Genomic DNA, 15,392 nt, shown 5'->3' with positions numbered 1-15,392 from the left:
AAAACAACAGTTATATATGAGAAAATTAAGCTTAGTCGTATCTATTCTAGTTGGATTGTTCAGCTCATTAATTTCCAATGCGCAATTGGATACCAAACACTTCATTCCTCCAATGTATGCGAGAGCCAATGCAGCTACTGACGGTGTTTTCTTATTGTTGAGTACCCCACAGACCACAGCTTTTGATGTCACAGTAACAGATGGTGCTGGCAACCTGCTATATACACAATCGATCAGTAGATCTTCTCCTGCATCAATAAACCTGGGTACTGGCACGGGTACCGAGTTTTTGGTACCAGCAGGAAACCTCGCCACTGCGGTTAGCACTGGAGAGGGACTAATTCTAAGTGCTAATAAGGCCTTTTTTGCAAGTATTAGGGTGTTAGCCGGAGCTCAGGCTGCCTCGCTTACTTCTAAAGGTACAGCAGGCCTGGGAACAGAATTCAGATCAGGACACCTCTACAATGTTAGCGCCTCAACTAATAATAAAGCGCATGTTATCAGCTTCATGGCAACAGAAGATGACACCAATATTACTATTTCAGACTTTGGAGATGTGGACTTTGAAGGAGTCGCTCAAGCTGTAGAGGATTCAGGTTCAATCCCAATAATGCTAAGCGCTGGTGAATCCTATGTTTTAGCAGCATTTGCAAATAGCTCCACTGATGGGCCAGGAAATACCGATGGTACTGCTAATTTGAATGATGTCAATGGCACTAGAATTACTTCTGACAAGCCGATAGCGGTGAATTCAGGGTCGTGGCTAGGAGGATCACCACCCCTTAATGGGTCTGGAGGTACTCAGGCAGGTAGAGATATTGGTATGGACCAGATCGCCTCACTGGAGGAGACGGGTTTTGAATACATTTTGGTTAAGGGAGAGGGTGAAAGTAGTGAAAATGTGATCGTTGTTTCATCAATAGATAATACGGAAGTATTTCTGAATGGCAGCACCACCCCAATCATTGTGAATGCCGGTGATTATCACAGATTTACAACTGCCGATTACACAGCCAATAACAATATGTTGATTCAATCCAATCAACCTGTTTATGTGTACCAGGGGCTTAATGGATTCACACCAACAGGAAGTACCTATAACGAGCGACAACAAGGGATGAACTTCATTCCTCCAATTGTTTGTCTTGGAGGTACCAATGTGGATATTTCTGATGTTACCCAACTAGGAGCCGCAGTGCTTCAAATCATTGCCGAAACTGGTGAAACGGTGGAAGTGACTATGGGAGGAACAGTATATGATATTACTTCGGAGGCACAAACGGTAACCGGGAATTCGGATTATGTCACTTATAAAATTAAAGATCTTGGTCCTTCTAATATATTGCTGACCGGGGACATTACGGTTGAGAGCCCAAGACCACTTCGAGTAGCATTAGCAAATGCATTCGATAACTATGGAGCAGCGGGATTCTTTTCCGGATTTACCACTTCCCCTGTTGTAGAGACTCCTAATGGCTATAATTCAACTACATGTATTCCTGAAAACCTTCCAGTTGTTCTTACGGCTGCTGGTTTCGATTCTTACCAATGGTATCGAGATGGTATCAAATTGAATGGTGAAACCAACGCCAGTATATCCGTAAACAGCCCAGGCCAGTATACTGCTGCTGGTTCAATCTCAGGATGTGAGTCATCAGAACAATCGTTTTCTCTGGATATTGAACTTTGCCCAGCAGATGTCGGTATTGCAAAAAATGAAGTAGCCGTTGATAATGTAACAGGTTCAATTTTCGATGTTACTTATGATCTTGTTGTCGAAAATTTCAGCTCGACCAATGATGCAGATAACATGCAAATCATTGAAGATATTACAGCAGGACTCCCATCGGGAGCTACCGCTTCACTTCAAATAGCTCCACAAGTGATAAATGGTTCATTCTCTCAGGGAGGATTGAATCCATCTTTTGATGGCGATGCTGTAACCCAAATGTTACTTACATCTACAGAGACAAAAATTGATGTTTCTACAAGTGTAACGATCCGCTTTGTGGTTAGGATTGATATGACATCAGCTACAGCACCTACTTATCAAAATCAGGCAGTTGTATCCATCAAAAATGTTGGACCCAATGATGGTAGCAACCCGGATGAACAAGATTTTTCTACTGATGGAACAGATCCGGACCCAGATGGAGATGGCGATCCAACCGAATCAGGTGAAAATGATATTACCGAGACATGTGTAAGTAATACAACTATTCAGTATGACTCACCTACCTACTACACCACGGGAAGTGATCCTACACCTCAAATCATTGGATTTTCCGGAGGCGATTTCTCTGCGCCTGGTGAAGTTACCATTGATCCTACTGATGGAACTATTGACCTTTCTGCATCCATTGTTGGAACTTACGAAATAACTTATTCATTTGGTGGATTATGTTCGGATGTAACGACAATAACGATAGAGCTAAACCCACCTGCCGAACCTACAGTAGTAGCGCAAACGACCAATACCCTGACACCTACTATCACCGGTTCAGCAGCATTGGAAGTTGGTGAGACATTATTTGTAACTGTCAATACCCAAGTATATGAGCTTGGAGTGGATCCTGAATTAACCATAAGCGGAACTACCTGGTCCCTGGCAGTGCCCGTAGGTGTGATTACGACAGATGGCACATACAATGTAGATGCAGTGATTGATGATGGGGCAGGAGGTGCTACACCGGATACCACCAGTAGTGAATTGGTGATAGATGTTACCAGTCCATCAGTTGTTATTTCAGGTCAGCCAACGATTGTCAATAATACTAATCCGTACACTGTTACTTTAACCTTTGATGAGGATGTATTCGGTTTTGACATTACGGATGTAGCAATCGGTAATGGATCAGCATCAAATTTTGTGAAGGTTAATAACCAAACGTACACGGTAGAGGTGACCCCAAATGGTACAGGTGATATTACTGTTGATGTAGCAGCTGGATCTGCACAGGATATTGCCGGAAACACCAACACAGCGGCGACTCAGGTTTCAACTATATACGATGATGTTCCGCCTGCTACTCCAACTTCAGACTCACAAATTACAAATAATACGAGCCCTACAATAACAGGGAGCACAGGGACAGGTGCCGCTTTATTGGCTGGTGAAACAATGACAGTGACTGTAAACGGTGCAACTTACTCTGTCACACCAGTTGCCGATGGATCCTGGAGCATTGATTTGGAGTTAGCAACTCCCACCAGCGGAACACTTGGAACATTTACTGAGGGAGATTATGAGATCACCACTCAGGTAACCGACGCAGCAGGTAATGTAGCATCTGATACTTCTTCTAATGAGTTAACAATCGACACTTCAGCACCCACAGTGCCAATAGTAGACGCTCAAACTACCAACGACACCAGTCCGGTTATTACCGGATCGACAGGAACAGGAGCAGCTTTGCCGGCTGGCGAAACCATGACTGTCGAGGTGAACGGAGCAACGTATTCGGTGACTCCAGATGCCAGTGGAAATTGGTCTGTGAATGTTGAAACAGCCACTCCAGATAGCGGGGCATTAGGCACTTTTATCGATGGCATCTCATATGATGTTATTGTAACAGTTGAAGATGCCGCAGGAAATAGTATCACAGATGCTACTAGTAAGGAATTAACCATTGATACGACTGCCCCAGCAGCTCCTACGGTTGTAAGTAGTTCAGAGTGTGTAGGAACAGACCCGGTGATTAACGGTACATCAGGAACAGGTGCAGCTCTAAATGCAGGTGAGACGATGCAGGTGGTAGTAAATGGAGCAACATATAACGTAACACCTGATGCAAGTGGCAATTGGTCGATTGATACGGGTACCGATACTCCAGCTAGTGGTGCATTAGGTACTTTCTCGGGTGGAACGGATTATACTGTCAATGCTACGGTCACTGATGGTGCATCTAATGAGTCTTCAGCGTCTGGTACATTAAGTGTTATCGCAATTCCTAGCGTGAGTTTAGTAAGCGCTTCAGATCCCACTACATGTAGTGGCACGGACGGAAAAATCAATTTAAGCTTTACAAATGTTCCGAACGGAACTTATACCGTCAATTATTTAGATGGAGGGGCTGTTTCTCAGTCCATTAATAACGTATCAGTAACATCTGGTGCAGCAACATTAACGGTTGCCGAAGGAACTTATAATGATATAAGTATTTCCGTGGCAGGATGTCCATCTACAGGAAATGTTGATGTCGTATTGAATGATCCATTAATACCGACTATTGCCATTAGTGGAAGCACTAACCCTACGGAATGCGGAGGAAATGGAAGCATCGACCTGGCCTTCACGAATGTAGCAGACGGTAATTATACTATTAGCTACGCTACAGGAACATTTACCAATGTGAGCATATCTTCCAATACTGCTACATTGTCTGTAGGGGAAGGTACTTACAATGATTTTAGCATTACTACTGGTGGTTGTACATCTACTGAAGATCCTGATGTTACTTTAACTGATCCCACTCCTCCATCAATCACTCATGTTCAGACGGTAGATCCTACGACATGTTCAGGTACAGATGGTTATGTTGAAATAAGTGGGCTTTCTGCTTCAACAACATATGCTGTTGATTATACTTTTGAAGGCACAGCAGTAGCTGTGTCATTAACTACTGATGTTTCAGGTAATATTCAGATTAGTGGATTAGGATCCGGCGATGTTACCAATATTTCTGTTGAAGAAACTTCATGTAATTCCAATATTCTAACAGGCCCATTCACACTAACAGATCCGGTTACAGCAACAATCGCATTTTCCACAAGTTCAGATCCAACAACTTGTGCTGGATCAGATGGACAGATTGTTTTAAGCGGCTTAGAAAATAGTCTAAATTATGCATTGACTTATAAAAAGGATGGAGCCACGGTTGCTGTCGACCCTATTACTTCTCAAGTTGATGGGACGTTGATTATTATCGGATTAACTGATGGCAACTATACTGATTTTCAGGTAACTAAGAATGGATGCGTTTCCAACTTGATAGATGGTCCAGTAGTATTGTCTGACCCTACGCCTCCAACAATCTCTTCGACTGTCGGAACCGATCCATCAACTTGTGCAACAACAGACGGAAATATTGATCTGAACGGACTGAATGATGCAGACACCTATGATGTATTTTATACCAATGGGGGGGCTACCACCACGATTGCCGGGGTTAATTCAACTGGCGGAACGTACATTATCACAGGACTTTCAGCGGGTACATATACCAATATAAGTGTTCTGGAACAAAGCACTGGATGCCAATCTAATATTATTCCTTCTCTGGTACTCAACCCACCAGATATTGCTCTGGGAACAACATCAGATCCTACAACTTGTAATGGAACAGATGGCTCCATTCAAATAACCGGATTGGCAGCCAGTACAGCCTACGACTTGGATTATGATCTGGATGGATCTGCTGCTACAACTACAACCATCACATCAGATGCCGACGGAGAATACAACATTATCGGGTTAACGGATGGAAATTATACGAACCTGACGGTTACAAACAGTGGGTGTACATCTAACGCTCTATCAACAGCACTTACAGATCCAACAGCTCCTACCATAGCATTAGGTACTACCGTCGATCCAACTACTTGCGGTGGTTCGGACGGGAGCATTCAAATTACAGGATTAAGTGCATCGCAGAGCTACATTATTAGATATTTCACAACAAGTACAATCTCTCAGACGTTGGTTGCTGATGGTTCTGGTAATATTACCATAACCGGACTGTCTTCTGGAGCTCACATTTCTATAACAGCTACTGAGAATAATTGTACTTCAAACTCATTATCCACCACATTAAATGATCCACCTTCACCCACCATAACATTAGGAACTAATCCCGAAGTATGTTTTGGTGAGACAAACGCCCAATTAACCTATTCAGCAACTACAAATTCGCCTGCCAAATATCAGCTGGATTTTGATGCTACAGCTGAGGGAGAAGGATTTGTGGATGTGTTGAATGCAACGTTACCTGCTAGCCCTATTAACATAAGCGTTCCGGCTGGTGCGACTCCTGCTGCCTATAACGCGACATTAAAGATTATTAATACCACAACAGGATGTGAAGGAGATTATCCAATCACTATTACGGTAAATGCATTGCCATCCACACCAACGATTGATTTCCAGACAACCAATTCAACCACGCCAACCATCGCAGGGTCGGGTGATAATGGTAACACCGTTGAGGTAGTTGTAGCTGGTGCAACCTTCAACACGACAGTTTCCGGGGCTTCCTGGTCAGTAGATACTTCTGCGCCTCCTACCTCAGGATCATTTGCTCCAAATACCAATGGAATTAATGAGGTGAGCGTGACGGTAAGTGATGGAACATGTGAAAATGTCGATACGAGCACTGGAGAATTGATCATTGATACGACCGACCCTGCAATTCCGACAGTTGTGAGCCAGGTCACAAGCGATACATCTCCAATCATAAGAGGAACAGCAGAAGCTGGAAGCACAGTTGAATTTACAATTGGTGGAGCTACTTTCTCGATTGTTACAGACGGATTGGGTAATTGGTCGGTCAATACAGAAACCGTTACTCCCGCAAGTGGATCCTTTAGCGCCTTGGCAGATGGAACATATGATGTTGCCATTACATCTACTGATGAAGCAAACAATGCGACGGCAGATGTTACCGTAGACGAATTGATTATTGATACGACTCCTCCAGCGGCTCCTGCGATAACCAGACAGTCCACTAACGATACGACTCCTGTGATTGAGGGAACCGCAGAACCTGGTAGTACGGTTGAGATTACTATCGGCGGTGCAACGTTTACCGTAATAGCTGATGGTTCTGGAGATTGGACAGTAGATACTGAGACAGCAACACCTACAAGTGGTACATTTAGTGCATTAATAGAGGGTACATACGATGTGAGCGTTACCTCTACTGATGATGCAGGTAACAGCACATCTGATATAACGACGGATGAGTTGGTTATTGATCTGACTCCTCCGACCACCCCGACGGTGGTTAGCCAGACGACCAATGATACGAATCCAGTAGTTACCGGCACGACGGGGACCGGTGCAGCATTACCAGCCGGAGAGACGATGACGGTGACGATCAATGGCGGGACCTATAATGTGGTACCAGATGCGATCGGCAACTGGAGTGTAGACACCTCTGTAGCTGCGGATGCAGGCACGACGGGCACGTTTGTAGACGGCACGACCTACCAGGTGGTAGCCACGGTGACGGATGCAGCGGGCAACACGGCGACAGACGCCACGACGAACGAATTAGTGATTGACCGAACCGATCCGACCACCCCGACGGTGGTTAGCCAGACGACCAATGATACGAATCCAGTAGTTACCGGCACGACGGGGACCGGTGCAGCATTACCAGCCGGAGAGACGATGACGGTGACGATCAATGGCGGGACCTATAATGTGGTACCAGATGCGATCGGCAACTGGAGTGTAGACACCTCTGTAGCTGCGGATGCAGGCACGACGGGCACGTTTGTAGACGGCACGACCTACCAGGTGGTAGCCACGGTGACGGATGCAGCGGGCAACACGGCGACAGACGCCACGACGAACGAATTAGTGATTGACCGAACCGATCCGACCACCCCGACGGTGGTTAGCCAGACGACCAATGATACGAATCCAGTAGTTACCGGCACGACGGGGACCGGTGCAGCATTACCAGCCGGAGAGACGATGACGGTGACGATCAATGGCGGGACCTATAATGTGGTACCAGATGCGATCGGCAACTGGAGTGTAGACACCTCTGTAGCTGCGGATGCAGGCACGACGGGCACGTTTGTAGACGGCACGACCTACCAGGTGGTAGCCACGGTGACGGATGCAGCGGGCAACACGGCGACAGACGCCACGACGAACGAATTAGTGATTGACCGAACCGATCCGACCACCCCGACGGTGGTTAGCCAGACGACCAATGATACGAATCCAGTAGTTACCGGCACGACGGGGACCGGTGCAGCATTACCAGCCGGAGAGACGATGACGGTGACGATCAATGGCGGGACCTATAATGTGGTACCAGATGCGATCGGCAACTGGAGTGTAGACACCTCTGTAGCTGCGGATGCAGGCACGACGGGCACGTTTGTAGACGGCACGACCTACCAGGTGGTAGCCACGGTGACGGATGCAGCGGGCAACACGGCGACAGACGCCACGACGAACGAATTAGTGATTGACCGAACCGATCCGACCACCCCGACGGTGGTTAGCCAGACGACCAATGATACGAATCCAGTAGTTACCGGCACGACGGGGACCGGTGCAGCATTACCAGCCGGAGAGACGATGACGGTGACGATCAATGGCGGGACCTATAATGTGGTACCAGATGCGATCGGCAACTGGAGTGTAGACACCTCTGTAGCTGCGGATGCAGGCACGACGGGCACGTTTGTAGACGGCACGACCTACCAGGTGGTAGCCACGGTGACGGATGCAGCGGGCAACACGGCGACAGACGCCACGACGAACGAATTAGTGATTGACCGAACCGATCCGACCACCCCGACGGTGGTTAGCCAGACGACCAATGATACGAATCCAGTAGTTACCGGCACGACGGGGACCGGTGCAGCATTACCAGCCGGAGAGACGATGACGGTGACGATCAATGGCGGGACCTATAATGTGGTACCAGATGCGATCGGCAACTGGAGTGTAGACACCTCTGTAGCTGCGGATGCAGGCACGACGGGCACGTTTGTAGACGGCACGACCTACCAGGTGGTAGCCACGGTGACGGATGCAGCGGGCAACACGGCGACAGACGCCACGACGAACGAATTAGTGATTGACCGAACCGATCCGACCACCCCGACGGTGGTTAGCCAGACGACCAATGATACGAATCCAGTAGTTACCGGCACGACGGGGACCGGTGCAGCATTACCAGCCGGAGAGACGATGACGGTGACGATCAATGGCGGGACCTATAATGTGGTACCAGATGCGATCGGCAACTGGAGTGTAGATACGTCAGTAGCAGCTGATATGGGTTCGACAGGGACGTTTGTGGATGGTACGACCTACCAGGTGGTAGCAACAGTGACAGATGCAGCGGGCAATACCGCGACGGACGCCACGACAAATGAATTAGTCATTGATCGTACCGATCCGACGACCCCAACGGTGACGAGCCAGACGACCAACGATACCAGTCCGGAGATTAGTGGTACAGCAGAAGCAGGGAGTACGGTAGTGTTTACCATTGGCGGAGCGACGTACAGTGTGGTCGCAGATGGATCAGGAAATTGGAGCGTAGATACAGGCACTGCTACACCAACGAGCGGAACGTTCACAGCGTTAAGTGAAGGCACTTATGATATCAGCATTACTTCTACGGATGCAGCAGGCAACAGCACCTCAGATGCTTCAACTAATGAATTGATTATTGACACGACTTCTCCAGCTACACCAACAATTAATGATGAATCATCCGATGACACCACGCCAGTAATCTCTGGAACAGCAGAGCCAGGCAGCACAGTAACAGTTGTTATCAATGGCGTGACGTTTGAGACGACAACAGATGCTAGTGGTAATTGGAGTGTTAATACGGAAACAGATACACCAACAGCAGGAGGGCCATTTAACCCTTTATCAGAGGGTACATATGATATTAGTGTGACGACCACAGATGCCGCAGGCAACAGCACGAGTGATGCGACAAATAATGAGTTGACAATAGATTTTACAGCTCCTGTTATTCCGACCGTAGTAAGTCAAACCACCAATGATACAACCCCTATATTAACAGGAACGGCAGAAGCTGGTAGCACGGTCACTGTGGTAGTGGGAGGAGCGACCTACATTGTGACAGCTGATGGTAGTGGTAACTGGACCATAAATACAGAAATTTTAGCTCCATCCTCTGGAGCATTTAATCCAGATGTAAATGGAATTAACGAGGTTGGTGTAACCAGTACAGATGCAGCCGGGAACGCTACCTCTGATGTCACCTCAGGCGAATTAGTAATTGATACAACTTACCCTGCAATTCCTACAGTAAACACTCAGACGACCAATGATGACACGCCAGTGATTACAGGTACTGCAGAAGCAGGAAGTACTGTTACCGTAGAAATTGGAGGTGCCACTTATACGACAACTGCTGATGCAAGTGGAAATTGGTCAGTTGATACGGAAACTGAAACGCCGACGAGCGGTACATTCAATCCGAATACGAATGGTTCTAATGAAGTAGTAGTGACAAGCACCGATGATGTTGGTAATTCCTCCGTTGATATCACTACTGATGAAATTGTTATAGACACTACAGCTCCGGTAGTACCGACTGTAAATTCTCAAGTAACAAATGACACTACGCCAATCATTTCCGGAACTACCGGAACAGGAATTGTTCTACCTGCGGGAGAAACAATGACTGTCACAGTAAATGGAGCTACCTATACAGTAGTTCCTGATGCAAGCGGTAATTGGAGCCTAAATACGGAAACCGATACACCAAGCAGTGGAACATTAGGCACATTTACTGATGGGTCTACTTACCAGGTGGTAGTAACTGTTACTGATTCAGTAGGAAACAGTTCAACAGATTCAACGACCGGTGAATTAGTGATCGATACTTCAGCTCCGACTTCCCCAACGGTTGTCAGCCAGCTGCTTTGTGAAGGAGTTGATCCGGTTATAAATGGTACTTCAGGGACGGGAGTAGCATTAAACGCCGGTGAGACAATGACTATCACACTAAATGGAGCAATCTATTCAGTAATTCCAAATGCTAGTGGAAATTGGAGTGTTAATACCAATACAGATGTGCCTTCAAGCGGAACATTAGGCAACTTTATTGGAGGAGCAAACTACTCAATAACAGCAGAAGTGACCGATAGTGGTAACAACACTTCATCTGCAACAGGATCACTGGAAATTGTAGCCATTCCATCAATATCATTAATTGAGAGCAATTCACCCACCTCATGTAGTGGTTCGGATGGTAGCATTTCTTTGAGTTTCACGAATGTGCCAAACGGATCATATAGCTTTAATTATGTGGATGGATCATCAACGTCACAGACCTTCACCAATGTGTCAGTGAATAGTGGTGCTGCAGTAATTTCAGGTTTGACTGAAGGATCATACAATGACATTACAATAGCTATTTCAGGCTGTGTATCTACCGAAAATATTGATGTTATACTCAGTGATCCATTGCTACCAACAATAGCAGTAACGGGCAGTACAAATCCTTCATCATGCGGAGGAAATGGAACAATCTCCCTTTCCTTCACCAATGTTCCAAATGGATTGTATACAATAGATCACAACACAGGATCATTCAGTAATGTCAGTGTTAATGGAAGTACTGCCACTATTCTGGCCACTGAAGGGACTTATACTGATCTGGGGATTACAGTTTCAGGATGTTCTTCAATAGAAGATCCGGATGTTGTTATTTCAGATCCTATCGCTGAAACCATATCACTTGTTGCTTTTAATAATCCTACAACATGTTCTGGAACAGATGGAAGTATCCAAATAGCTGGTCTATCCAACTCAACTAGCTATGTAGTCAGCTATGAAAAAGATGGTACATCTGTTTCCACTTCGATCACTTCTGATGGTAGCGGAATCATCCGTATAAATGGACTTAACGCTGGAGATTATACCAACATAAGTACTGCAAAGTCAGGTTGTACCTCAAATTCAATTGCAGGTCCAATTACGCTAAATGATCCTGCCGTACCAACCGTATCAATTAGCAGCACAACAAATGCCTCAACATGCGGAGGATCAGATGGTGTCATATTGTTGGACGGATTGGAAGCCAATACAACTTACACAGTGGAATATAAAGCCAATGGGTCTGATGTAAGCACAAGCATCACCTCATTATCATCTGGTTTACTGCCTATTTCTGGCTTATCGAACGGTAATTACACAGACATCCGTTTAACAAACAGTGGATGTGTTTCAAATCAAATTGATGGTCCGATCACCATAACAGACCCATCTCCTCCATCAATCAGTTCTTCGTTTGGAACAGATCCCACTTCTTGTGCTTCTGTTGATGGTAAAATTGAATTGAATGGATTTGTTGATAGTGAATCATATACGATATCGTTTGACAAAGATGGGAGCACAAATACACTTACAGGATTGACTTCTACTGGTGGAACCATTGTGATCAATGGCCTTAATTCCGGTAGCTATGAAAATGTTTTTGCAGTTCGTGGAAGCGACGGGTGTCAATCGAATATTATACCAAGTATTGTACTTAATCCACCGGACATTGAAGTAGGTATCGTAGTTAATCCAGCATCTTGTACCAGTGGAGACGGATCGATTGAAATTATTGGTCTGGCTTTTAATACCCCATATGAAATCAATTTTAAAAAGGACGGTGCTGCAGCATCACCTTTAAATGTAACCTCTGATACAAATGGAGAATATGTGATTGGAAACTTACCGGCTGGAAGCTATACAGAAATAAACGTGACAAATAGTGGATGTGTGTCAAACAATCTGGCGGCAACACTCACGAATCCTTCATCTCCAACCATAGCTTTAGGAACGCTGAAGGATCCAACTACTTGTGGTGGAACGGATGGGACTATTCAGTTAACCGGACTTAATGCTTCATCAAGTTATTCTGTTAGATACACCGGATCATCTACTGTAACCACAACGTTAGGTACTGATGGAAGTGGTAATCTGATAATCACAGGTTTACAAGCAGGGTCGTATTCAAATATCAGCGTTTCACTGAGTGATTGTAATTCTAATGTGATTGCAAATGCAACGTTAAATGATCCTACTGGCCCCAGTATTAGCTTAGGTGCAAATCCTGAAATATGTCAAGGTGTGAATACTGCTGATTTAAGTTATACCGGTACTTCTGGATTACCTGATCTGTACAGCATTGATTATGATGCGACTGCTGAAGCTCAAGGCTTTGTGGATATTTCGAATGCTTCTCTTGGTTCAAGACCAATTTCATTGACTATCCCGGTAGCCGCCAGTGCGGATACCTACAGTGCTAGCATTACTGTTCAAAATTCCGGCTCAGGATGTTCAAGTAGTGCTGTTGCCTTTTCGGTTGTGATCAATGCACTTCCTTCTATACCAACAGTAAATAATCTGATCACTAATGAAACATCTCCAATCCTTGATGGAACAGCTGATGCAAATAGTAATATTACGGTCGTTGTAGCTGGTGCAACATTCACAACGACAACAGATGGTAGTGGTAACTGGGTTATTGATACATCAAACACTCCTACGAGTGGAACATTTAATCCCAATGTAAACGGGGTTAATGAAGTTGTTATAACATCAGAAAATGGAGGATGCTCTGCTGTTGATAATTCTTCAAATGAATTGACCATTGATACAACGGCTCCTTCAGTGCCAGTGGTTTTTAGTCAAATCACAAGTGACACTACTCCGATTATTAGCGGTACAGCAGAAGCTGGTAGTACGGTCACTATTGTGGTGGGAGGTGCTACTTATGAAGTAGTGGCTGACGCAAATGGAAATTGGAGTGTGAATACTGAAACGGATACACCAATTTCCGGAACTTTCAATCCAGATATTAGTGGAGTCAACGAAGTGCAGGTTACATCAACTGATGCAGCTGGTAACAGTACATCAGATACTTCAAATGGAGAGTTAACGATTCTGTCGGGAGATTCTGATGGTGATGGCATATCAGATTTGGATGAAGATATAAATGGTGATGGAGACCCCACTAATGATGACTCAGATGGAGATGGTATTCCTAATTACCTGGATACTGACGATGATGGAGATGGTGTACCAACTGTGGATGAGGATATTGATGGTGATAGTGACCCAACCAATGACGACACGGATGGTGACGGTATCCCTAATTACCTGGATACAGACGATGACGGTGACGGTGTACCAACAGAGGATGAGGATGTAGACGGTGATGGTGATCCGACCAATGACGATACAGATGGCGATGGAACGCCTGATTATTTAGATACCGATGATGATGGTGATGGGACCCCTACAGAAGACGAAGATTCAGATGGTGATGGTGATCCTACAAATGATGATTGTGATGTGGATGGCACTCCTAACTATCTAGACGCAGACACTTGTGATACAGATGGCGATGGAATTTTGGATGATGATGAAGACACCAATGGAGATGGTAATTTAGATAACGATGATTGCGATGGAGACGGGCTACCGAACTATTTAGATACAGACCCATGTGATACGGATGGAGATGGAGTAAATGATGATGACGAGGATACGGATGGTGATGGTAATCCATACAATGACGATTGTGATGGAGATGGAGTACCGAATTTTCAGGATCCGGATCCATGTGACTCAGATGATGATGGAATAGATGATGATGATGAGGATACTGATGGTGATGGTAATCCATATAACGACGATTGTGATGGAGATGGCATACCAAACTTCCAGGATCCTGACCCATGTGATACGGATGACGATGGAGTAAATGATGATGATGAAGATACCGATGGCGATGGTAATCCGTATAATGACGATTGTGATGGTGACGGCATACCAAACTTCCAGGATCCTGACCCATGCGATACAGATGATGATGGAATCAATGATGATGATGAAGATACCGATGGTGATGGCAATCCGTACAATGATGATTGTGATGGTGATGGCGTGCCAAACTTCCAGGATCCGGACCCATGCGATACAGATGACGATGGGGTAAATGATGATGATGAAGATACCGATGGTGATGGTAATCCATATAATGACGATTGTGATGGAGATGGAATACCGAACTTCCAGGACCCTGACCCATGCGATACAGATGATGATGGATTAGATGATGAAGAAGAAGACACTGATGGTGATGGTGATCCATATAATGATGATTGTGATGGGGATGGAATACCAAACTTCCAGGATCCTGATCCATGTGATACGGATGGAGATGGGATAAATGATGATGATGAAGATACCAATGATGATGGCGATCTAAGCAATGATGATTGTGATGAAGATGGGATCCCAAATTACCTGGATCCTGATTTATGCCAAAAGGTCACTCCACGCAAAGGGTTTACTCCTGATGGAGATGGGGTCAATGATTTCTTCTACATAAACGACATAGAACTATATCCTAACAATAATGTCCAGATATTCAATAGATGGGGAAATAAGGTCTTTGAAATAAGTGGATACGATAATCAATCCAGGGTGTGGTCCAGTGAAGTAACTCAAGGTGTGGCGTATGGTCAAAAGATTGTTCCTGATGGTACCTACTATTATTTGATTGATTTGGGTGATGGAAGCAAACCACTAACTGGATTTGTAGTGGTAAATCGTTAAGCAGGATAAATGCACGAAACTTCAAGAATCAATTATTTGCTAA

Annotated in this window: 1 protein-coding gene; it reads left to right on the top strand. The window is 45.2% G+C overall.

Annotation, left to right across the window (positions count from 1 at the left end):
* The first annotated feature begins 16 nt into the window (after positions 1-16).
* Positions 17-15,349: an Ig-like domain-containing protein gene (locus ACOMC3_RS10575; RefSeq protein WP_420315855.1), complete on the top strand. Its 15,333-nt coding sequence runs from the start codon at positions 17-19 to the stop codon at positions 15,347-15,349.
* The last annotated feature ends 43 nt before the right edge of the window (positions 15,350-15,392 follow it).

Source organism: Ekhidna sp., assembly GCF_965212185.1.
Taxonomy (GTDB): domain Bacteria; phylum Bacteroidota; class Bacteroidia; order Cytophagales; family Cyclobacteriaceae; genus Ekhidna.
This window is presented reverse-complemented; position numbering and strand designations above follow the sequence as displayed.